Annotated in this window: 21 protein-coding genes and 1 tRNA gene; 8 read left to right on the forward strand and 14 right to left on the reverse strand. The window is 71.8% G+C overall.

The features are described from left to right. Positions 1-2: 2 nt before the first annotated feature. Genes pknB through JWN97_RS14965 form a run of 7 tightly spaced genes read right to left on the reverse strand, consistent with a single transcriptional unit; the run spans position 3 to position 8,625 of the window. Positions 3-1,820, reverse strand: a complete 1,818-nt coding sequence (pknB, locus tag JWN97_RS14935) for a Stk1 family PASTA domain-containing Ser/Thr kinase (protein WP_297624150.1) — start codon at positions 1,818-1,820, stop codon at positions 3-5. Continuing rightward, entirely contained in the window at positions 1,817-3,313 is a 1,497-nt protein-coding gene (locus JWN97_RS14940; RefSeq protein WP_297624153.1) for a serine/threonine protein kinase, read from the reverse strand. The genes pknB and JWN97_RS14940 overlap by 4 nt, the downstream gene beginning before the upstream one ends. Beyond that, positions 3,310-4,770 carry a penicillin-binding protein 2 gene (locus JWN97_RS14945; RefSeq protein ID WP_297624156.1) on the reverse strand — a complete coding sequence of 487 codons (1,461 nt, stop codon included), beginning with the start codon at positions 4,768-4,770 and terminating at the stop codon, positions 3,310-3,312. The genes JWN97_RS14940 and JWN97_RS14945 overlap by 4 nt, the downstream gene beginning before the upstream one ends. Beyond that, positions 4,767-6,173, reverse strand: a complete 1,407-nt coding sequence (locus JWN97_RS14950; RefSeq protein ID WP_297624159.1) for an FtsW/RodA/SpoVE family cell cycle protein — start codon at positions 6,171-6,173, stop codon at positions 4,767-4,769. Before JWN97_RS14950 ends, JWN97_RS14945 begins: the two co-directional genes overlap by 4 nt. Before the next feature lie 19 nt (positions 6,174-6,192). Continuing rightward, on the reverse strand, positions 6,193-7,440 hold the full coding sequence (locus JWN97_RS14955) for a protein phosphatase 2C domain-containing protein (RefSeq protein ID WP_297624162.1): 1,248 nt from the start codon (positions 7,438-7,440) through the stop codon (positions 6,193-6,195). Continuing rightward, entirely contained in the window at positions 7,437-7,916 is a 480-nt protein-coding gene (locus tag JWN97_RS14960; RefSeq protein WP_297624165.1) for an FHA domain-containing protein, read from the reverse strand. The genes JWN97_RS14955 and JWN97_RS14960 overlap by 4 nt, the downstream gene beginning before the upstream one ends. Then, positions 7,909-8,625: a DUF3662 and FHA domain-containing protein gene (locus tag JWN97_RS14965; RefSeq protein WP_297624168.1), complete on the reverse strand. Its 717-nt coding sequence runs from the start codon at positions 8,623-8,625 to the stop codon at positions 7,909-7,911. Before JWN97_RS14965 ends, JWN97_RS14960 begins: the two co-directional genes overlap by 8 nt. Positions 8,626-8,802: 177 nt before the next feature. On the opposite strand from JWN97_RS14965, the gene JWN97_RS14970 reads away from it, so the two are divergent. The 5 genes from JWN97_RS14970 to JWN97_RS14990 all read left to right on the forward strand — a co-directional run bounded on the left by JWN97_RS14970 (position 8,803) and on the right by JWN97_RS14990 (position 11,516). Beyond that, positions 8,803-8,886: transfer RNA gene (locus JWN97_RS14970), tRNA-Leu, on the forward strand. 76 nt (positions 8,887-8,962) lie between these two features. Continuing rightward, positions 8,963-9,259, forward strand: coding sequence for a hypothetical protein (locus JWN97_RS14975; protein ID WP_297624171.1), 297 nt, complete (start codon positions 8,963-8,965; stop codon positions 9,257-9,259). A 108-nt stretch (positions 9,260-9,367) separates the two neighbouring features. Then, positions 9,368-10,015, forward strand: coding sequence for a nitroreductase family protein (locus JWN97_RS14980; RefSeq protein WP_297624174.1), 648 nt, complete (start codon positions 9,368-9,370; stop codon positions 10,013-10,015). Next, a complete protein-coding gene (locus JWN97_RS14985) occupies positions 10,012-10,488 on the forward strand; it encodes a glutathione peroxidase (protein WP_297624177.1) in 477 nt (158 codons plus the stop codon). The genes JWN97_RS14980 and JWN97_RS14985 overlap by 4 nt, the downstream gene beginning before the upstream one ends. Continuing rightward, positions 10,488-11,516 carry a hypothetical protein gene (locus JWN97_RS14990; RefSeq protein WP_297624180.1) on the forward strand — a complete coding sequence of 343 codons (1,029 nt, stop codon included), beginning with the start codon at positions 10,488-10,490 and terminating at the stop codon, positions 11,514-11,516. The genes JWN97_RS14985 and JWN97_RS14990 overlap by 1 nt, the downstream gene beginning before the upstream one ends. On the opposite strand, the gene JWN97_RS14995 is transcribed toward JWN97_RS14990, so the two are convergent. The 5 genes from JWN97_RS14995 to JWN97_RS15015 form a co-directional block, all read right to left on the reverse strand. Next, complete coding sequence (locus JWN97_RS14995; protein ID WP_297624183.1) at positions 11,513-12,775, reverse strand: glutathionylspermidine synthase family protein; 1,263 nt, start codon at positions 12,773-12,775, stop codon at positions 11,513-11,515. The genes JWN97_RS14990 and JWN97_RS14995 overlap by 4 nt on opposite strands. A gap of 28 nt (positions 12,776-12,803) precedes the next feature. Beyond that, positions 12,804-13,262 (reverse strand): DUF350 domain-containing protein, encoded by a 459-nt coding sequence (locus JWN97_RS15000; RefSeq protein ID WP_297624186.1) that lies wholly within the window; start codon positions 13,260-13,262, stop codon positions 12,804-12,806. Between the two features lie 82 nt (positions 13,263-13,344). Then, positions 13,345-13,734: a hypothetical protein gene (locus JWN97_RS15005; RefSeq protein ID WP_297624189.1), complete on the reverse strand. Its 390-nt coding sequence runs from the start codon at positions 13,732-13,734 to the stop codon at positions 13,345-13,347. Then, complete coding sequence (locus tag JWN97_RS15010) at positions 13,731-14,297, reverse strand: potassium channel family protein (protein ID WP_297624192.1); 567 nt, start codon at positions 14,295-14,297, stop codon at positions 13,731-13,733. Before JWN97_RS15010 ends, JWN97_RS15005 begins: the two co-directional genes overlap by 4 nt. A 73-nt stretch (positions 14,298-14,370) precedes the next feature. Continuing rightward, positions 14,371-14,661, reverse strand: a complete 291-nt coding sequence (locus JWN97_RS15015) for a GNAT family N-acetyltransferase (RefSeq protein ID WP_297624195.1) — start codon at positions 14,659-14,661, stop codon at positions 14,371-14,373. 61 nt (positions 14,662-14,722) lie between these two features. On the opposite strand from JWN97_RS15015, the gene JWN97_RS15020 reads away from it, so the two are divergent. Next, entirely contained in the window at positions 14,723-16,102 is a 1,380-nt protein-coding gene (locus tag JWN97_RS15020; RefSeq protein ID WP_297624198.1) for an NAD-dependent malic enzyme, read from the forward strand. 18 nt (positions 16,103-16,120) lie between these two features. On the opposite strand, the gene JWN97_RS15025 is transcribed toward JWN97_RS15020, so the two are convergent. Next, positions 16,121-18,226: an MMPL family transporter gene (locus tag JWN97_RS15025; RefSeq protein WP_297624201.1), complete on the reverse strand. Its 2,106-nt coding sequence runs from the start codon at positions 18,224-18,226 to the stop codon at positions 16,121-16,123. 94 nt (positions 18,227-18,320) lie between these two features. Between JWN97_RS15025 and JWN97_RS15030 the strand changes: the two genes are divergently transcribed. Continuing rightward, positions 18,321-18,791, forward strand: coding sequence for a MarR family transcriptional regulator (locus JWN97_RS15030; RefSeq protein ID WP_297624204.1), 471 nt, complete (start codon positions 18,321-18,323; stop codon positions 18,789-18,791). Here JWN97_RS15030 and ppgK read toward each other — a convergent pair. Then, a complete protein-coding gene (gene ppgK, locus JWN97_RS15035) occupies positions 18,788-19,543 on the reverse strand; it encodes a polyphosphate--glucose phosphotransferase (protein WP_297624207.1) in 756 nt (251 codons plus the stop codon). The two genes, JWN97_RS15030 and ppgK, sit on opposite strands and share 4 nt — an antisense overlap. A gap of 219 nt (positions 19,544-19,762) precedes the next feature. Between ppgK and JWN97_RS15040 the strand changes: the two genes are divergently transcribed. Beyond that, a partial coding sequence (locus JWN97_RS15040) for an alkane 1-monooxygenase (protein ID WP_297624210.1) occupies positions 19,763-21,105 on the forward strand: 1,343 nt, incomplete at its 3' end.

Raw genomic sequence — 21,105 nt, forward strand, 5'->3', positions numbered from 1 at the left:
CGTCAGCCCACCCGGGTCCGGCCCGAGGGGGGCGGGGTCGTCGGCGGCTCGGTGGGGATGGTCGGCGTCTCCGTCGGCGTCGTCGGAGTCTCGGTCGGAGTCTCGGTCGGGGTCTCCGGCTCCTCGAAGGCGGAGACGAAGATCGTCACGGTGCTGTTCTGGTCGGCCGTGCCGCCCACCGGGATCTGGTCCACGACCGTGCCCTTGGGCTCCGTCGAGGTGGCGTCGGTGCGCACGTCGGGGACGAAGCCGGCGTCGCGGATCTGCCGCTCCGCCTCGGCCTGCCTGAGGCCCCGCACGTCGGGGACCTTCTCGGGGCCGTCGGAGAAGACGACGTCGATCGTGGTGCCCTCGGCGACCGAGGTGCCGGCGGGCGGGTTGGTGCTGAGGACCTGGTTCTGGTCCTCGTCGGAGTCCTCCTCCACGAAGCGCACCTTGAGCCCCAGGGCGACCAGCTGCGCGCGGGCGTCCTTCCGCAGGCCGCCCACCACGGAGGGCACCTCGACCTCGGGCTTGCCGAGGGAGAGGACGAAGTCGATCGAGGAGCCGGGGTCGGCGAAGACGTCACGGTTGGGGTCCTGCTCGATCACCAGGTCGGCCTCGACGGTGTCGGAGGTCTCCCGGCTGATCCGCCCGACCACGAAGCCGGCGTCGGCGATCGTGAGCCGCGCCTCGTCCTCGGTCATCCCGACGACGTTGGGCACGGCGGTGCGCTCGGGCGGCGCGTCGAAGAGCAGGTCGTTCATCAGGTAGGCGCCGAGGAGCAGGAGCGCGATCACCGCGAAGCCGCCGAGGAACCACCAGCCGGCGCGGCTCCTCGAGGGCCGGTCCTGCTGCGGCGGGAGGCCGCCCGCGGTCCCGGTGACCGTGCCGGCGGCGGGCATGGTGGTGGTCGCACCGGCTGGCACGGAGGGGACGTACTGCGTGTCGGCCGGGGCGGGCACCACGGCGGGAGCCTGGATCGGGTGCCCGGCGAGGTAGCGCTCGATGTCGGCCTTCATCGCCGCGGCGCTCTGGTAGCGGTCCTCGACGCGCTTGGCCAGGGACTTCATGACGATGGCGTCGATCTCCGCGTCGAGCTGGTCGTCGAGGTCTGACGGCGGCGAGGCCGGCTCACGGACGTGCTGGTAGGCCACGGAGACCGGGCTGTCGCCGACGAACGGCGGTCGGCCGGTCAGCAGCTCGTAGAGCATGCAGCCCGTGGAGTAGACGTCCGAGCGCGAGTCGACGGTCTCGCCCCGCGCCTGCTCGGGGGAGAGGTACTGCGCGGTGCCGACGACGGCCGCGGTCTGGGTCATCGTGTTGGAGGCGTCGGACATCGCCCGCGCGATGCCGAAGTCCATGACCTTGACGTCGCCGGACGGCGTGAGCATCACGTTGCCGGGCTTGATGTCGCGGTGGATGATGCCGGCCCGGTGGCTGTAGTCGAGGGCCGAGAGCACGCCGGAGGTGATCTCCAGGGCCCGCTCGGGCAGGATCTTGCGGCCCTCGCGCAGGATGTCGCGCAGCGTGCGCCCCTCGACGCACTCCATGACGATGTAGGGCTGGGCGACGCCCGAGCCGTCGGTCGCCATCTCCTCGCCGGTGTCGTACGTCGAGACGATGGAGGGGTGGTTGAGGGAGGCCGAGGACTGGGCCTCGCGGCGGAAGCGGGCCTGGAAGGTGGCATCGCTCGCGAGGTCGGTGCGCAGCCGCTTCACGGCCACGGTGCGACCCAGCCGCCGGTCCTTGCCCTTGCGGACCTCGGCCATGCCGCCGCGGCCCAGGAGCTCGCCGAGCTCGTAGCGGCCGCCGATCAGTGTCGGCTCCGACTGGCTCATCGCTGCTTGCCCTTTCCAGATGCGTCCGACGAGCCCTTGGGGGGCTTGCCGTAGAAGGTGATGGTCACGGTGTCGCCCTCCTCGAGGGTGCCACTGGGCGACACGTCGACCACGGTGTCAGGCTCGGCGTCGCCCGGGTTGGCCAGCTCGACGAGCTCCGGCACCAGGTCCAGTCGCTCCAGCTCCTTCTCGGCGTCCTTGGCACGACGGCCGATGTAGGCGGCCGGGTCGACCTCCACGGTGGCCGGCTCGGTCGCGGTCTCGGTGGGCGTCTCCGTCGGCGTCTCGCTCGGGGTCTCGCTGGGCGTCTCGCTCGGGGTGTCGCTCGGGGTGTCGCTGGGCGTCTCGGGGGGGCTCTGGCTCGGCGTCCGGCCGGGGGTCTGCGAGGGGGTGTCGGAGGACCCGCCCGCGGGGGTGTCGTCGCCTCGAGTGCCGAGCCAGACCGCGAGCAGCACCGCGATCGCGACGGCCGCCAGGCCGACGGGGAGCGGCCACGGCGTCGTACGGCGCGGGGCGGGAGGTGGCGGGGCGACATCCCGGTCGTACGCCGGTGCGGCGGGGGCACCGCCGACCGGCGCGGCGGCCGCCATCACCTGGGTGGACTCCGGTGCCGGCGCCGCGACCGGGGCGACGACGGTCGCCCCGTCGTCGCTCCCCGGCTCGCGCAGGGCCCGCGCGAAGGCCGCGCCGTCGGGGTAGCGCTCCTCGGGTGCCTTGGCCAGCGCCCGTCGTACGACGCGGGCGAGGTCGGCGGGCACCGAATCGGGCAGCTCGGGGACCGGGTTGCGCAGGTGGGCGATCGCGGTGGCGACCGGGGTGTCGGCGAGGAAGGGCTTGCGGCCGGCGAGGCATTCGAAGGCGACGACGCCGAGGGCGTAGACGTCGGAGGCCGCGGTGGCCGTCTTGCCCTCGGCCTGCTCGGGCGAGATGTAGGCGGGCGTGCCGAGCACCTGGCCGGTCTCGGTCAGCGACATGCCCTCGGCGGCGCGGGCGATGCCGAAGTCGGTGATCTTGACGCGGCGGTCGGGCGTGACGAGCAGGTTGGCCGGCTTGACGTCGCGATGCACGATCCCGCCCGCGTGGGCGACGCCGAGGGCGTCGGCGGCCTGGGCGAGGAGGTCCTGCGCGGCCGCGGGGTCGAGCGGGGCGCTCGGGCGCAGCAGCGCCGAGAGCGGCTGGCCCTCGACGAGCTCCATCACGAGATAGGGGCGCGGCGTCGCGGAGCCGTCGTCGAGCGAGCTCGCGCCGTAGTCGAAGACCGCCGCGATGCCGGGGTGGTGCAGCGAGGCCGCGTGCCGCGCCTCGGTCTCGAAGCGCTGGCGGAACAGCGCGTCGTCGGCGTACTCGGCCTTGAGGACCTTGACGGCCACGGGCCGGTTGAGGACGGTGTCGCGCGCCGACCAGACCTCGCCCATCCCGCCGGTCGCGATGCGCGACTCGAGGACGTAGCGGCGGGCCTCGTCGACGTGACCGCCGGGCGCGAGGGCGGTCACTGGTTGATCACCGCCTCCATGATCGCCTTGGCGATCGGGCCACCCAGCAGGCCACCGGCGATCTCGTCGCGCGAGGTGTCGCTCGACTGCACGAGCACGGCGACGGCGACCTTGGGGTCGTTGGCGGGCGCGAAGGAGACGAACCAGGCGTACGGCGGGCGGTCGGCCGTGGACTGCGCCGTGCCGGTCTTGCCGGCGACCTCGACGCCCGGGATCTGGGCCGGGGTGGCCGTGCCGGTCTCGACGGTCGCGACGAGCATCTTGGTCAGCTCCTCGGCGGTCGTGCTCGAGATCGCCTTGCTGATGCTCTGGGGGTCGGTGCGGTCGAGCACGGAGAGGTTGGGGGCGCGGACCTCGTCGACGACGTAGGGGCGCATCACGTCGCCGTCGTTGGCGATCGCGGCGGCCACCATCGCCATCTGCAGGGGCGTCGCGGTCACGCTTGACTGGCCGATGCCCGACATCGCGGTCTGCGGGGCGTCCATGTCGCGGGGGTAGAGCGACGGCGCCTGCCCGCCGAGGTCCTCGAGCGAGGTGGAGTTGAAGCCGAAGGCCTCGGCCTGGTCGGCCATCGCCTCGTTGCCCAGCTCGTTGGCCAGGGTGAGGAAGGTGACGTTGCAGGAGACCTGGAGCGCCTGGGTCAGGGTGATCCGGCGCCCGCCGCAGTCGCCGCCGTCGTGGTTGCCGATGGACGTCGACGACTGGGGCAGCTTGAACCTGAAGCCGCCCGGCACCATCGAGTCGGCGTCGTAGTCGCCGGACTCGATCGCCGCGGCCGCGGTCACCAGCTTGAACGTCGACCCGGGCGGCAGCGTCGTGGCGATGGCCCGGTTGATCAGGGGTTCGCGCTCGTCGGCGTTGAGCCGCTCGCCGAGCTCGGCGACCGCGGCGAAGTCGTGCGAGGCGAAGTTGTTGGGGTCGAAGGTCGGCGTGGACGCCATCGCCAGCACGCGACCGGTGGTGGGCTCCAGCGCGACGACCGCGCCCTGGGCGTCACCGGGCAGGTTCTCCAGGCCCGCCCAGGCGGCGTCCTGCGCGGCGGCGTTGACCGTGAGCTGGACGTTGCCGCCCTTGGGGTCGGTGTTGCTGAGCAGGTCGACCAGCCGGGTGACGAAGAGGCGCGAGTCGTCGCCGGCGAGCACGGAGTTCTGCGAGCGCTCCACGCCGGTCTGGTTGAACCACGAGAAGTAACCGGTGATCGGCGCGTACTTGAAGGGCTCGGAGTAGGTGCGCTGGAACTTGTACTTGTCGTTCGAGGGCACGCTGCGCGCGATCGCCTCCTTGCCGACCAGGATCGCGCCACGCTCCCGGGAGAACGTCGCGGTGATGATGCGGCGGTTGCGCGGGTCCTTGCCGAGGTCGTCGGCGCGGACGTACATCAGGTAGGTCGCGTTGACCAGGAGCGCGAGGAAGAGCACCAGGCAGAAGACCGAGACGACACGGATCGGCTTGTTCACTTCAGCTTCACCACCTGGGTGTGCTCACTGTCGGCGGCCGAGTCGTCGACCGGGTCCATCCGCGGCACGGGTCGGCGGGCCTGGTCGGAGATGCGGAGCAGGAGCGCGATGACGACCCAGTTGGCGACGAGGGAGGAGCCGCCGTAGGACAGGAACGGCGTGGTGAGGCCGGTCAGCGGGATCAGGCCGGTGACGCCGCCGATCACGACGAAGACCTGCAGGGCGAACACGGCGCCGAGCCCGACGGCCATCAGCTTGCCGAAGCCGTCGCGCGAGATCAGGGCCACGCGCAGCGCGCGCTCGACGATCAGGCCGTAGCAGAGCACGACCGCCATGACGGCGGTGAGACCGAGCTCCTCGCCGATGGTCGAGAGGATGAAGTCGGAGTAGGCGAAGGGCACGCGCTCGGGGAAGCCGCCGCCCAGTCCGCGCCCGATGAGGCCGCCCCAGCCCATCCCGAACATCGCCTCGACCAGCTGGCCGCTGCCGGGGGACTGGTCGTAGTAGTCGAGCGGGTGCAGCCAGAAGTTGAAGCGGTTCTGCACGTTGCCGACGACGGAGTACGCCGCGAACGCGCCGGCCGCGAAGAGCAGTCCGCCCACCAGCAGCCAGCCCGGCCGCTCGGTGGCGACGTAGAGCATCACCAGGAACAGGCCGAAGAAGAGCAGCGAGGAGCCCAGGTCGTTCTGCAGCACCAGGATCATCATCGAGACGCCGAACATCGCCAGGATCGGGCCCAGGTCACGACCGCGGGGCAGGTCGACGAAGACGACCCGTCGGCCCGCGAGCGCCAGGGCGTCGCGGTGGAGGACGAGGTAGCCCGCGAAGGCCACCACGAGCAGCACCTTGGCGACCTCGCCGGGCTGGAAGCTGAACCCGGCGAGCCGGATCCAGATGCGGGCGCCGTTGAGGTTGAGCCCGATGCCGGGGATGAACGGCAGGATCAGCAGCAGGATGCCGGCCAGCCCTGAGGTGTAGGTGAAGCGCTGCAGCGAGCGGTGGTCGCGCAGCAGGACCAGGGTCAGGATGAACAGCACCACCCCCAACGTCATCCAGGTCAGCTGCTGGCGCGCGAACGTGTGCTGGTCGAAGCCCTGCGCCTCGTAGGTGATGTCGAGCCGCCGCAGAATCGCCAGGCCCAGCCCGTTGAGGGCAGCCACCAGCGGCAGCAGCACCGGGTCGGCGTACGGGGCGAAGACGCGGACGGCCACGTGGGCCGCCACGATGAGCGCCGTCAGCCAGCCGCCGTAGCCGACGAGGTCGGTCGGCACCTGCCCCTCGAGGCCCAGGCCGACGGCGGCGTAGGCGCCGATCCCGACCGCGAGGGCGAGGACGAGCAGGAACAGCTCCGCACCCCGGCGGCGCCGGTGCACGAAGCCCATGAGGGTCCCGGTCTGACTCATCGCGGGGCGCTCGTCACTCTCACTCGACGTCCTGGCGAGCGGCGTAGTTGTCGACCGTCAGCCGCGCGTCGTCCAGGTCGTCGGCCTCGATGCCCTCGCGCACCTGCTCGGCGTCGATGTCGCTGAGCCGGTCGAGGTCCACGTCGGTGACCTCGTAGGGGTGGGAGAGCGAGATGCCGGGCAGGTCGGCGTTGAGGCCGCGGAAGATCGCGACCTTGCCGTTGTCGTCGGCGACGTAGAACTGCTGCTGGCTCCACGACCAGCCGGCCGCGAGCACGATCCAGGCCAGGCCGAGCACGACGGCCGCGGCCATCAGCCGGCGCGGCCAGGTGTAGCGGCCCGGCGGGCGGGGGGCGTAGCGCGCGGACTCAGGGTCGATCGGGTCGGCCGCGAAGGCGCCCTCGGGGATGTCGCCGGGGACGGGAGGGATCTCGCCGGTGTCGCCGGAACGGTGGCCGCGGAACAGGCCACCGACGGCGCCGGCCAGCGGCATCCGGCGCGGCAGGTCGGCCGCCGCACCGACGAGGAGGGGAGCGAGATCCTCCGGCGGCGCCTCCTCGGAGACGTCGGCGACGATGCAGGTGACGTTGTCGGTGCTGCCGGCCTCGAGGCTGGCGCGGACCAGCTCGACGGCGGCGAAGTCGGGGGTGCCGGTGCCGAGGATGTCGGCCATCTGCGCGTCGGTCAGCGTGCCGCACGCGCCGTCGCTGCAGAGGAAGATCCGGTCGCCGACCTCGGCCGGGACGTCGAAGAGGTCGGGCTCCTCGTGACGGATCCCGTCGAGCGCCTTGAGGATGAGGTTGCGGTGCGGGTGGGTCCGCGACTGCTCCTCGGTGATGCGCCCCTCGTCGATGAGCGACTGGACGAAGGTGTGGTCGTGGGTGAGCTGGCGCAGCTCGCCGCGGCGGTAGAGGTAGGCCCGGCTGTCGCCGATGTGGCCGATGCCGAAGCGGGCGCCGTCGAAGAGGGCGACCGTCGCGGTGGTGGACGTGCCGTTGAGGCCCGGGTCCTCCTCGACGAGCTCGGCGATCCGGTCGTCGGCGCGGTGCACGGCACCGGCGACCTGGCCGAGGATGTCGTCGTCGGGCTCCTGGTCGAGCTTGCGCAGCGCCTGCACGGCGGTGCTGGACGCCAGGTCACCGCGTACGGCGCCGCCCACACCGTCGCAGACGGTGAGCAGCCACGGACCGGCGTACCCGCTGTCCTGGTTCTCCCGGCGTACCCGGCCGACGTCGGAGATCGCGGAGTAGTGGAGGTAGAGGGTCACTTCCGCAGCTCCAGGATCGTCTTGCCGACGCGGACCTGGACGCCGAGGCCGATGGTGGTGGGCTGGGTGATGCGGACCGGCCCGACGTAGGTGCCGTTGGTCGAGCCGAGGTCCTCGACGAACCATTCGTCGCCGCTGGCCGCGACCCGCGCGTGGCGGGTGGAGACGTAGTCGTCGTCGAGCTTGATGGCGGCGTCGCTGCCGCGTCCGATGAGGAGCGGGGCGTCGGCGAGCTCCGCGCGCGTGCCGGGGTTCTCGCCCTCGACGACGAGGAGGTGGGTGGGTGAGCCGCGCCGCGGCTTCTTGCCGGGCTTCGCGCCCTTGCGGCCGGTCGGGGCGGGGGCCGCGCCGCGGGCGCCCTCGGGGACGCGGGCGCCGAACATGTCGGAGCGGATCACCGAGATCGCGGAGAGCACGAAGATCCAGAGGATGGCGAGGAACGCCACCCGGATCAGGAAGAGGGTCAGCTCAGACATTCCAGCCCCCGGCCTCGTCGCGACCTCCGTCGATGCGGACGGTCATCTCGGTGTGCCCGATCTTGATGGTGGACCCGTCGTGCAGCCGGGCGCGGGTGACCTTGGAGCCGTCGACCAGGATGCCGTTGGTCGAGCCGAGGTCGACCGCGTCGACGCCGTCGATGCTGACCTCGAGCTCGAGGTGGCGCCGGCTGACGCCGGGGTCGTTGATCCGCAGGTCGGCCTCGGTGCCTCGGCCGATCACAAGGCCCGGCGGGCGCAGCGGGTGGCGAGTGCCGTTGACCTCGAGGGTCGCGTGCGAGGACCGGGTGCGGGTGCGCTGGTCGTTGTCGGTGACGCTCGCCTGCGCCTTGCTGCGGATCCGGAACCGGCCCGTGGTCAGGTCGTCGGCGGACTCGAAGCCCACCGAGACGGGGCCGGTGAAGACGTAGCCCTGGGCGTCGGCGTGGTCCTGCAGCTGGTCGACGAGGTCCTGCTCGAGCGCGCGGCCCAGGCCGACGATGCGGTCGAGGTCGGTCACCGACAGCTCGACGTGGAAGTCGTTGGGCACCAGGCGCCGCTGGCGGCTCAGCACCTGGGCGTTGTTGTCGCACTCGCGCTGCAGCGCCGCCGCGATCTCGACGGGCTGGACGGCACTGCGGAAGGCCCGCGCGAAGACACCGGAGATGACCTGCTCGAGCCGCTGCTCGAACCGCTGGATGGCGTTCACCACGGGCCTCCTTTCCGCACGCTCACGTCGCATCGTCGTAGTGGGCAGGCTTCACACACCGCCCGGCCGGTGCCGCCGAGCGTACCGGCCGGTTGCGACCACGCAGGGGTGCCGCCCCGCCGAAGGGTGCGATTGGGAACGTGCCGCGAGCGTGGGGTATCTTTGCCGCTGCTTCTGGCGCGAGTGGCGGAATAGGCAGACGCGCACGGTTCAGGTCCGTGTGTCCGAAAGGACGTGGGGGTTCAACTCCCCCCTCGCGCACAGAACGAAGGCCCCGGGTTCCCCGGGGCCTTCGTCGTTCCCCGGGTCGCCCTGCCCACGGTGGCATGCTCGATCCATGGCCGAGCCGACCGAGGACGAGAAGTGGCTCGTGGTCGACGGCCGGCGCTGGCGGCGTACGGACCCGCTCATCCCGGCCGACGAGCTCGCCCGGCTCACGCGCCACCTCGGGCGCGGGCGCTCCGGCGTGCGCACGGCCGGGAGCGACGCCGAGCTCGCCGCCACGCGCCACCGCACCCACCTCGCCAAGGTCGGCCTCGGGGAGCGGGGCGAGAAGTGGTGGGAGCAGTCCGACGACGAGCGGCGCGAGCGCTGGACCTCGGCGCTGGCCGAGCTCGACGCGTTGGACGCCTGACCTCCGCAGGCGCGCGGACCTCGGTCGGTCCCGCTCTCCGGCACCACGCTGCCGTCGGGCGTCCGGGGTGACCCGTGCCCGCGTGTCCACGGCGGCCATACTCGCGGCGTGACCGACCCCGCGCCTGCCCAGGCACCCCAGCCCACCGCCGCAGCCCTGGCCGAGCCGATGCGGTCGCGCTGGAGCGCGAGCGTGTACGACGACCGGCACCGGCTGGCACCGGCGGAGATCGAGACCCTGCTGCGCGCCGCCCAGTGGGCTCCGAGCGCCGGCAACAGCCAGCCGTGGGTGTTCTTCGTCTGCGTGCCGGGCACGCCCAACCACGACCGGCTCCTCGCCCACCTCAGCCGCGGCAACTCGAGCTGGGTCCCGCGGGCCTCGGTCGTGTTCCTCACCGCCGCCCACGTGCGCACCGGCGACGAGCCCGACGCGCCGGTGTACAGCGACTATGCCCTCCACGACGTCGGGCAGGCCGCGGCGCACCTCACGCTCCAGGCACGGGCCATGGGCCTGGACGCCCACCAGTTCGCCGGCTTCGACCACGACGCCCTCGCGGCGGAACTCGCCGTGCCGGCGACCCACCAGCTGCTGACCGGCATCGCGGTCGGGCGCCCGGGCGACCCGGCCGACGTCGACGAGCGGACCGCGGCCCGCGACCACCGCGACCGGGTCCGCAAGCCGCTGGCGGAGTGGGCGTTCGTGGGGCGGTTCGACGAGGACCCCGTTGGCGACGGGCTGGCAGACTCGGGGTCATGACCTCTCTCTCCGACTTCTCGGCGCCGGCCATCGACGGCACGGACACGGATCTCTCGCAGTACGACGGCAAGGTCGTGCTCGTCGTCAACACCGCCTCCCAGTGCGGGTTCACCGGCCAGTACAAGGGCCTCCAGCACCTCCACGACACCTACGCCGACCAGGGCCTGGTCGTGCTGGGCTTCCCGTGCGACCAGTTCGGCAACCAGGAGCCCGGCAGCGAGGCGGAGATCTCGGACTTCTGCGAGAAGAACTTCGGCGTGACGTTCCCGCTGTTCTCCAAGGTCGACGTCAACGGCGACGACGCCCACCCGCTCTTCGAGTGGCTGAAGGACTCCAAGGGTGGGGTGCTCGGCTCGAAGATCAAGTGGAACTTCACCAAGTTCCTCGTCGGGCGCGACGGGCAGGTCATCGAGCGCTTCGCGCCGACGACCGAGCCGGAGAAGATCAGCAAGGACATCGAGAAGGCGCTGTGATGCGGGCCGGCGTCCTCGTCGCGGCGGTCGTCGCTGCGGTGGTGGCGCCGGCTGCTCCGGTCCCGGCCTCGGGCCTCGACACGGTCGCTGCGCGACCTGCTCCACCAGCGAGCACGAAGGCGGCGTCGAGGGCGGCCGACACGGTGATCGGCAACGGCACCCCCGCCTCCTGCACCTCGCGAGCGGTGGTCCGCGCGGTCGCCGCGGGTGGTCGGATCGGCTTCGACTGCGGGCCGCACCCGGTCACCATCGCGATGAAGAAGACCGCCAAGGTGGTCAACACCTCCACGAAGGTCGTGCTCGACGGCGCTCACATGGTGACGCTCAGCGGGCTCGGCGAGCGTCGGATCCTCTACATGAACACCTGCGACCGCGCGCAGGTCTGGACGACCTCGCACTGCAACGACCAGGCCCGGCCGAAGCTGGTCGTGAGGCGGATGGGCTTCGAGGACGGCAACGCGACCGGGGAGACCACCGACGGCGGTGGTGGCGGCGCGATCTTCGTGCGCGGCGGTCGCCTCACGATCCTCGACTCGATGTTCGTCGGCAGCCGCTGCGACAAGACCGGGTCCGACCTCGGCGGCGGTGCCGTACGCGTGCTCGACCAGCACCGCGACCGCCCGGTCCTCGTGCGAGGGACCGGATTCGTCGGCGGCCGGTGCAGTAACGGCGCCGCGCTGAGCAGCATCGGGGTCTCGTGGCGGGTCGTCGGCTCGACGTTCGTCGACAACCGGGCCATCGGCCGCGGCGCCAACCCGTCACGGCCCGGCACGCCCGGCGGCGGCTCGGGTGGTGCCATCTACATGGACGGCAACGCCATCCACCTCACTGTCGAGGACTCCAGCATGAGCGGCAACCTCGCACGCGAGGGCGGCGGCGCGATCTTCTTCGTCTCCAACGACCGCACCGGCACGCTCACCATCGACGGCTCGCGGCTCACCGACAACCCGAGCGACGGCTTCGAGACGCTGCCGGGGATCTTCTTCCTGGGCGCGACCCGGACGATCACCGACTCGGTCGTGCGCTAGAGGCTGGGGGCGTCCGGCCCGACCCGCTCCGCCAGCCACTCGGCGACCTGTGCCTCGGTCGGCGCGAGCCCGTCGGAGATGACGTGGGGTGCCACGCGGGAGAAGTAGTCGGTGACCATGCTGTCCGACTCGCGCACGAGCATCCCGGCGGCCTCGCCGTCGACGATCCACGAGCCGAGGACGACACGGTTGCCCTCGAAGCTCGGCAGGTCGGTGTAGGCCTGGTAGACCCAGCCCTCGTCGCCGTAGCCGCCCGGCATCACGACGTCCTCGATCATGTCGTCGAGGTGGATGCGGATGTTGTCGCCCTCGCGGCCGTGCAGGGGCTTGGCGACCCAGCGCTCCATGCCGTGCGGGTCGTCGAAGTACGCCGGCAGCAGCAGGCGGTGGCGCGGGAAGAGCTCCCACAGCACCGGGAGCAGCGCCTTGGTGCTGAGCAGCACCTTCCAGGCCGGCTCGATCCAGCGGGTCGGCCGGGCCTCGGTCCGGTCGACGACGAAGCGACCGAAGGGCTCGGCGAGCATCTCCTCCCAGGCATAGAGCTTGAAGGCGTTGCGGATCGGCTCGTCGTGGACGTCGCGGTACTCCTTGGCGTCGGGGTTCCAGCCCACCTCGGCCATCGGGTGCGCGAGGGCCAACCAGCCGCCCTGGATCGCGGTGTCCATGAGGTAGTGGACGGTCATCTCCATCTCGCCGCCGTCGTAGGAGTCCTCCTCGCCCAGGTCGTAGAGGAAGTGCATCCGGTCGCCGTCGAAGTGCCCGGAGCGGCGGAGCGTGCGCCAGCCGGCGACGAGCCGGTCGTGGACGGAGTTCCACTGGTCCATCTCCGGCATCACGTCCTCCATCCAGTTCCACTGGATGATCCCGGTCTCCACGAGGCCGGTCGGGGTGTCGCCGTTGATCTCGAGCATCTTGACCTGGCCGTCGGCGCCGTAGGCGAGGTCGAAACGCGCGTAGAGCGCCGGGTCGCCGGCCTCGACCGAGCGGCGTACGACGGCGAGCGAGCCGGGCGGCAGGCCGAGTCGCTCGTCGGTCATCGTCGTGGCCATGTGGGAGACGGCCTGCAGGCACATCGCCCACAGCTCCTCGGTGGCGGCCTCGAGGGTCTCCACCTCCTCCATGGTCACCTCGTACCAGGCGTCCTCGTTCCAGTAGGGGAGCTCGGAGCCGTCGGGCATCTTCGTGACGGGGAAGACGAGCCCCTGCTCCACGACGGTGTCGCGCCAGCCCTCACGGGCCCGCGACCGGTGCCGCCACATCAGCCGACGCCCCTCGCTCGACGGGTCGTCATGCGATCGAGGCGCAGACGATGGCACCCACGGACAGCGCGACCGACGCGGCGACGTACGCCAGCGGGCGCACCGGGCCGGGCTCGGTGACGATCGTGCGCAGGCTGCCGGGGGTGATCGCCTCGACCGCGAAGAACATCAGCGTGTTGAGGGCGATGCCGACGGCGCCGAACGACACCGTCCAGCCGAGCGCCCAGCCGAGCGAGGTCTCGCCGTTGGTCCAGATCGCGGTGAAGAGCACGGCCGCGTTGGAGACCAACCACGCCGAGGTGACGACGCCGGCCGAGCGCGAGTGCGCGTGCACCGACTCCATGCCGTTCTCGTCGACCCCGCGCAGGTGGGTGCCGAGGTGGCCGGGCGTGGCCAGGTCGAGGACGTAGTAGGCCGCCACCAGCATGGCGCCGCCGACGAGGGCGTAGGCGACGGCGTGGAGGAGGGCGTCGAGCAGGTCGGTCACGGGTTCTCCTGGAGGGGGGAGGAAGGCTGCGGACGGGACGGCGTCGTACGACGGGCGGGCGGGGCGGTCGGGCCGGTCGGGGTCACCCGAAGCCGCGCGAGCTGCCGCCGAACCCGCCCTTGGTGGTGCTGGACCTGACGGTGGAGCCGCCCGTCGTCGGCAGGCCGCCGCGCTGGACGGAGCCGTTGAGGGTGCTGCCGCGGAAGGTGCCTCCGGAGGTCGTCTGCCCGATGGCGGGGACCCGCGAGCTGGCACCGAGGTAGTACCAGAAGAAGCCGGAGCCGGCCCCGTCGTAGTCGGAGCCGTCGTCACACTGGTCGTCGTCGACGCGCTCCTGGGTGTCGGGGTTGACGCAGACCGCGGCGTAGTCGGCGCTGGACGCGCAGCCCGTGAGGCTGGAGGCCATGACCGCGGTGATCCCGAGCGAGATGCTCGCGGACCGCATGCGGCGGCGGGTGGGCGAGGTGGTCATCGGGTGCCTCCGGGAGGGTCCGTGGGGTCGAGCGACGGTGTGAACAGGGCGAGCATCTGCTCGGCGACGTCGGTGCGGGCCGCGTCGGTTGCGTCGTACTCCGCGAGCCGCTGGTCGAGCCACTCGCGACCGTGCTGCGCCTCGAGCGAGGCGAGGGTGAGGTGCTCCATCCGGTCGATGCGCTCGTGGACGTCCTCGAGCACCGTCGCGACGGCGAGCGACTCCTTGTCGAAGACCAGGTTGGCGATCACGTGCCCGATGGCGATCGGGACGAGCACCAGCATCGACACGATCAGCACCGCGCCGACGGCGCGTCCGGTCGTGGAGGAGGGGTAGAAGTCGCCGTAGCCGACCGTCGAGCCGGTGACGATGCCCCACCAGAGGCTCTCGATCGGGCCCTTGCCCTCGAGCACGGCGTAGGTGAGCGAGCAGCCGACCCAGATCGCCAGGATGAGCAGGACGAGGAGGTGTGGCGCGTTGACCAGCGCGCGCAGGGGTCGGGTGAGGAATCCCAGTCGTCGTGCGACGACGGCATCCGCCCCGTCGACGTCCGTCTCAGCCATGTGACCCTCGATCTCCTGCTGCCGCCGGACTATAGGGCTTCCCCGCCGGGCGCGGCCGAAACGTGGCCCGGTGTCATCGGTCGGCCGGCGCGACCAGGTCGGCGTACTCCGGGTGCTTGCCGATGTACGACGCGACGTAGGGGCACGACGGCACGACTGACAGCCCGCGCGACCGGGCGTCGTCGAGCGCGCCGCGGGCCAGCCTCGCGGCGAGGCCCTGGCCGCTGTGGGCGGGGTCGACCTCGGTGTGGACGAGGGTGATCACGCCGTCGCGGAGGCGGTAGTCGATGAAGCCGAGCACCTCGTCGCCGTCGCGCAGCTCGAACCTGTGGGCGTCGGCGTGGTCGGCGAACTCAATGGTCACAACCCCAGCCTAGGCGCAGGTGACTTGCCCGTAACCCCGGCGCCGGGGGAGGGTCTGGGCCATGGCCGCCACCGCATCGTCGTACTCGATCACCATGCGGTTGTACACCGCTCCCGACCACGGCGTCGTCGGCGCCGTCGCGACCGCGATCGCCACGAGCGGCGGTGTGGTGACCGCGATCGACGTCACCGAGTCGCGCCACGACCGGCTGGTGGTCGACGTGACGTGCTCGGCCTCCGACGCCGACCACGCCCAGGACCTCGTCGCCGCGGTGGCCGCGGTCGAGGGCGTGACCGTGCACAAGGTCAGCGACCGGACCTTCCTGCTGCACCTCGGCGGCAAGATCGAGGTCACCTCCAAGGTCCCGCTGCGCACTCGCGACGACCTCTCCATGGCCTACACGCCGGGCGTCGGACGGGTCTCGATGGCGATCTACGAGAACCCCGAGGATGTCCGCAAGCTCACCATCAAGGGCAACTCGGTCGCCGTCGTCACCGACGGCTCCGCCGTGCTCGGCCTCGGCAACATCGGCCCGGGCGCCGCGATGCCGGTGATGGAGGGCAAGGCGGCCCTCTTCAAGCGCTTCGCCGACATCGACGCCTGGCCGATCTGCCTGGCCACCCAGGACACCGACGAGATCGTGAAGGCCGTCGAGATGATCGCGCCGGGCTTCGGCGGCATCAACCTCGAGGACATCGCCGCCCCGCGGTGCTTCGAGATCGAGCGCCGGCTGCGCGAGTCGCTCGACATCCCCGTCTTCCACGACGACCAGCACGGCACCGCGATCGTCGTCCTGGCCGCACTGACCAACGCGCTGCGCTGCGTGACGAAGGAGCTCGCCGACGTCCGCATCGTGGTGTCGGGCGCCGGTGCCGCCGGCACGGCCATCGTCACGCTGCTCCTGGCCGCGGGCGCGGGCGACGTGGTCGTGGTCGACCGCGAGGGTGCGCTGTCGGCCGGCGACGCGTCCCTGTCGTCGGCCCACACCGAGCTGGCCGCCGCCACCAACCCGCGCCGCGCCACCGGCTCGCTGCGGGAGGTGCTGGCCGGCGCCGACGTGTTCGTGGGCGTCTCCGCCCCCGGCATCCTCGACCCGGAGTGGATCCGGACCATGGCCACCGACCCGATCGTCTTCGCGCTCGCCAACCCCGACCCGGAGGTCGACCCGGCCGAGGCCGACAAGTACGCCGCCGTGGTGGCCTCGGGTCGCTCCGACTACCCCAACCAGATCAACAACGTTCTCGCCTTCCCGGGCGTCTTCCGCGGCCTGCTCGACGCGGGCGCCGACGAGGTCACCGTCGACATGCTGCTGCGCGCGGCCAAGGCGATCGCCGACACCGTCAGCGCCGAGGAGCTCCACCCGGCCTTCATCATCCCGAGCGTCTTCCACCCCGACGTGACCAAGCGCGTGGCCGCCGCCATCAGCGGCCGCGACGGCTAGCGGGGATCCGGGCTCCCCTCAGGCCGACACCTTCCGCGGCCACCAGAACTTCTCGCCGAGGGTCAGCGCGAGCGCCGGCACCAGCACCGTGCGTACGACGAGCGTGTCCAGCAGCACGCCGACGAAGATGATCGCGCCGAGCTGGGCGAGCACCACCAGCGGCAGCACGCCCAGCACCGCGAAGACCGCGGCGAGCAGGATGCCCGCGCTGGTGATCACGCCACCCGTGGCGGTCAGCGCACGGAGCATCCCGGTGCGGGTGCCGTGCTCGCGCGCCTCCTCACGGGCCCGGGTGACGAGGAAGATGTTGTAGTCGACGCCGAGGGCGACCAGGAACAAGAACGCCAGCAGCGGCACGCCGGTGTCCATCGCCTCGAAGCCGAAGACGCCCTGGAAGATCCACCACGAGGCGCCCATACTGGCGGCGTAGGTCGCGACCACGGTGGCCACCAGCAGCAGCGGTGCGACGACCGACCGGAGCAGCAGCAGGAGCGCGCCGAGCACCAGCAGCAGGATCAGGGGCAGGATCAGCAGCCGGTCCTGGGCGGCGTGGTCGGCGGCATCGAGGGACTCGGCGTCGCCACCGCCGACGTGGGTGTCGGTGAACTCGGCGACGGCCGCCCGGACGTCGAGCACGATCGCCTGGGCCCGGTCGCTGCCGGGGTCGGCATCCGGTACGGCGTCGATGCGGGCGATGCCGTCGCCGGTGGTGGTCACGCGCGCCGAGCTGACGCCGTCGACCTCCTCCACCGCCGCGAGGACCTGCTCGGGCTCGTCGCGGGTGACGACCTGCACCGGGTCGCTGGTGCCGGCGGGGAACGACTCGCCGAGGCGCTCGGCGGCGGAGATCGCCTCGGGCTTCTCGAGGAACTGGTCGGCCGGGTCGAGACCGGTGGTGATGCCCAGCGTGCCGCTCGCGAGGGCGGCGAGCACGACGACCGTGGCGACGACGAAGGTGCGCGGGCGGCGCGCCACCGCGTCGCCGACCCGGTGCCAGAGCGAGGTGTCGGAGTCGACGAGGACGGTGTCGCCGACGTGGGGGACCTTGGGCCAGAACACCCAGCGGCCGAAGAGCACGAGCGCCGCCGGCAGCACCACGAGGGCGAAGGTCGCGGCGATGACGACGCCGACGGCGCACGCCAGTCCGAGACCTCGGGTGGTGGGGATCGCCGACAGCAGCAGGGTCAGCAGCCCGAGCACGACCGTGACGGCGCTCGAGGCGACGGCCTCCGCCGTGCGCGAGACGGCGCGGGCCATGGCGAGGTGCCGCCTGTCCTCCTTCTTCAGCTCGTCGCGGTAGCGCGAGATGAGCAGCAGGGCGTAGTCGGTGCCGGCGCCGAAGACGAGCACGCTCAGAATCCCGACCGTGGACTCGTCCCAGGCCACCCCGGTCACCTGGAGCAGGTTGGTCGCGACGATCGCGGAGAGCCGGTCGGCGATGCCGACGACGATCAGCGGCACCAGCCAGAGGATGGGGCTGCGGTAGGTGATGATCAGCAGGATCGCCACGACGCCCGCGGTCGACAGCAGGAGGCGCAGGTCGGCGCCGTCGAAGACCTTGCCGAGGTCGGCCTGGATGCCCGCGGGCCCGGTGACCTGGACCTCGAGCCCGTCGGGGGCGTCGTCGCGCAGCTGCTGGCGCAGCTCGTCGACCTGGTCGATGTTGTCGGTCGCCGACGTGGACGTCACGGGGATCGCGGCGAACGCCGCCGACCCGTCCTCGGCCACGACGACCGGCCCGGCCTGCTCGCCGCCGGGCTGTCCGCCGCCGGGCTGCTCGCCGCCACCCTGTCCGCCACCCGACTGGCCGCCCTCCTGCGAGATCAGCTCCACCGCCTGGCGGTTCAGGTCGGTCTGCGCGGCCTGGTCGATGCTGCCGGACCCCGCCGTCCAGAGCACGATCGCGACCTGCCCGTCGTCCTCGGGCAGGCGGTCGGCGAGTGCGACGGCGAGCGTGCTGTCGGCGCCCGCGGGGAGCGTGTCGACGGCACTGGCGTCGCGCTCGCCCTCGGGCACCAGCGCGATCACCGCGAGGGCGAGGAGAATGGGCACGAGGGCCACCAACCACGCCGTACGACGGCCTGCGACGAGGCGGGCAGGGGCGGGGGGCTGGTGACCGGGCACGTGAGTTCCTACCATCGAGTGGCTAAGTGAGTAGATTGCTAACTAAATTAGCGATTCCCGCGGCCGAACTCAACACCGAGACGAGAGGAAGACCGTGAGTCCACCGGACCAGCAGCCCGAGCAGGGGTGGGACGAGTCCGGCAGCCTCGAGGCCCTGCGCGAGCTGGTCACCACCGGGGCGCGGGTCAACCACGTGGTCGCCCGCCGGGCCGGCATCAGCGACACCGAGCTGGTGACGCTCGAGCACCTGGGCCGCGAGCAGATCGGCCCGGCCGAGGTGGCGCGCCGGCTCGAGGTGTCCACGGCCGCGGCGACCGGCATCGTCGACCGGCTGGTCGCCCGCGGGCACGTCGAGCGCCGACCGCACGCGGCCGACCGCCGGCGTACGGAGCTGGTGCTGACCGAGTCCGGGCGAGGCGAGGTGGTCGGCCACCTGATGCCGATGTTCATCGCCCTCGACCGGCTCGACCGGAGCTTCACCGCCGACGAGCGGGCGCTGGTCGAGCGCTACCTGCGCGGGGCCATCGAGGCCTTCGAGCAGGTGTTGGAGCCGAAGGACTCCTAGTCGTCCGTGCCGGCCTTGCGGTGCGCGACGAGAGCCGCGCCGACGATGCCGGCCCGGTTCTGGAGGGTGGCGGGCACCATCTCGGTCTCCACCTTGATCAGGTGGCCGAACTTGTCCCAGGACTTGCTGACCCCGCCGCCGACCACGAACAGGTCGGGGGTGAAGAGCCGCTCGAGGTGGCGGAAGTAGGTGGTGAGCCGCTCCGACCACTCCTCCCAGCTGAGCCCCTCGCGCTCGCGCGCGCTGGTGGCGGCGCGGACCTCGGCGACCTCGCCGTCGATCTCGAGGTGGCCCATCTCGGAGTTGGGCACGAGCTGGCCGTCGAAGATCATCGCCGAGCCGATGCCGGTGCCGAGGGTGATGACCATGACCAGCCCCTGGCGGCCCTTCGCGGCGCCGTACTCGGCCTCCGCGAGCCCGGCCGCGTCGGCGTCGTTGACGACATGGACCTCGCGGCCCAGCGCCTGGGTGAAGATGGCGTCGGCGTCCTCGCCGATCCAGGACTTGTCGATGTTGGCGGCCGAGAGCACCACGCCGCGGCGCACGATGCCGGGCACGGTCACACCGACCGGTGTCGTCGCCGCCGGGAAGCTGTCGACGATCTGCTGGAACACCTTCGCCACGGCCTGCGGGTCGGCCGGCTTGGGGGTGTCGATGCGGACGCGGTCGAGGGCGAAGTCGCCGTGCGCGAGATCGACGGGCGCGCCCTTGATCCCGGTGCCGCCGAAGTCGATGCCGAAGGGATGCTGCATGGGGGTCAATCTAGCGGCCGACGCGGGGGTGGTGTGCCGGGCCCGCGTCGCGACCACCGGGTACCCGGGCCTCGGTGAGGTTCTCGACCGTTGCAACGGTCGAGAACCCGACGGACGGGCGGATACCCGGTGGTTCTCCGGTTGACAGATCTGCGCCTCTTGTCAAATTGCTTTACAGATCGTATGGTCTTGTAAACCCCGACCCAGGAGGTCCGACTGATGGCCGGCTACCCCACGCGACTCGCTCCGAGCGGCACGGTGCCCGAGGGCACCACCGCGCTCTGGAAGGACCGCAAGCGCTCCTTGTGGCTGATCGGCCTCGTGGTGCCGAGCCTGGCCTTCGTCGCGTTCGGCGGCTACGTCGCCACCGGATGGAGCACCTGGTTCTGGATCGGCCCGATCGTGATCCTCGGCGTCGTCCCCGCGATCGACCTGATCGCCGGTCTCGACCGCTCCAACCCGCCCGACGACGTGATCGAGGCGCTGGAGAAGGACAAGTACTACCGCTGGATCACCTACCTCTTCCTGCCGATCCAGTACGTCGGCTTCGTCTCGGCGATGGCCGTCGCCGGGGGCTGGGACGTGTTCGGGCTGCTGGCCGACCAGCCCCTGACCACGCTCGACAAGATCGGCCTGGCGATCTCGATCGGCTGCATCGGCGGCATCGGCATCAACACCGCCCACGAGCTCGGCCACAAGAAGGAGGCCAACGAGCGCTGGCTGTCGAAGATCGCGCTCGCCCAGGTCTTCTACGGCCACTTCTACATCGAGCACAACCGCGGCCACCACGTCCGCGTGGCGACCCCGGAGGACCCCGCGAGCGCGCGGCTGGGCGAGAACTTCTACCAGTTCTGGCCCCGCACCGTCGGCGGCTCGGTGAAGTCCGCCTGGCGGCTGGAGAAGCGCCGCCTCGCCCGCCGCGCGCAGAGCCCCTGGCGCCTCGACAACGACGTGCTCAACGCCTGGCTGATGTCGCTGGTCCTCTGGGCCGTGGTCATCGCCGCCTTCGGCCTCGAGGTGGTGCCGTACCTCCTCATCCAGGCGGTCGTCGGCTTCTCGCTCCTCGAGGTCGTCAACTTCATGGAGCACTACGGGATGCTGCGCCAGAAGGTCGGCGAGGGCGATCGCCAGCGCTACGAGCGAGTGCTGCCCAGCCACAGCTGGAACTCCAACAACATCGCGACCAACGTCCTGCTCTACCACCTGCAGCGCCACAGCGACCACCACGCCAACCCGACCCGGCGCTACCAGACGCTGCGCGACTTCGAGGAGAGCCCGACCCTCCCGACCGGCTACGCCGGGATGATCGTGCTCGCCATCGTCCCCGCGGTGTGGCGCCGCGTGATGGACCATCGCGTGGTCGACCACTTCGGCGGCGACGTGTCGCTGGCCAACATCAGCCCCCGCAAGCGGGAGGCCTACCTCGCGAGGTACGACGCCGCCGGGCACGCCGCTGCCGCCGAGGCCGCGCGCGCCGCCCAGGAGTCCCTGCCCGGCGCGGTGCGCGAGGTGCTCGCGGCCCGCTGCCCCGGCTGCGACTACGTCTACGAGGTCGCCGCGGG

This window comes from Nocardioides sp., from assembly GCF_025965415.1.
In the GTDB taxonomy this organism is placed as follows: Bacteria; Actinomycetota; Actinomycetes; order Propionibacteriales; family Nocardioidaceae; genus Nocardioides.

Coding starts and splice junctions, on each gene's coding strand:
- JWN97_RS15005 (WP_297624189.1), bottom strand. CDS start 13,734: ATGACCACCTCGCCCACCCGCCGCCGCATGCGGTCCGCGAGCATCTCG.
- JWN97_RS14975 (WP_297624171.1), top strand. CDS start 8,963: ATGGCCGAGCCGACCGAGGACGAGAAGTGGCTCGTGGTCGACGGCCGG.
- pknB (WP_297624150.1), bottom strand. CDS start 1,820: ATGAGCCAGTCGGAGCCGACACTGATCGGCGGCCGCTACGAGCTCGGC.
- JWN97_RS14990 (WP_297624180.1), top strand. CDS start 10,488: ATGCGGGCCGGCGTCCTCGTCGCGGCGGTCGTCGCTGCGGTGGTGGCG.
- JWN97_RS14995 (WP_297624183.1), bottom strand. CDS start 12,775: ATGTGGCGGCACCGGTCGCGGGCCCGTGAGGGCTGGCGCGACACCGTC.
- JWN97_RS14960 (WP_297624165.1), bottom strand. CDS start 7,916: ATGTCTGAGCTGACCCTCTTCCTGATCCGGGTGGCGTTCCTCGCCATC.
- JWN97_RS14985 (WP_297624177.1), top strand. CDS start 10,012: ATGACCTCTCTCTCCGACTTCTCGGCGCCGGCCATCGACGGCACGGAC.
- ppgK (WP_297624207.1), bottom strand. CDS start 19,543: ATGCAGCATCCCTTCGGCATCGACTTCGGCGGCACCGGGATCAAGGGC.
- JWN97_RS15020 (WP_297624198.1), top strand. CDS start 14,723: ATGGCCGCCACCGCATCGTCGTACTCGATCACCATGCGGTTGTACACC.
- JWN97_RS14950 (WP_297624159.1), bottom strand. CDS start 6,173: ATGAGTCAGACCGGGACCCTCATGGGCTTCGTGCACCGGCGCCGCCGG.
- JWN97_RS15010 (WP_297624192.1), bottom strand. CDS start 14,297: ATGGCTGAGACGGACGTCGACGGGGCGGATGCCGTCGTCGCACGACGA.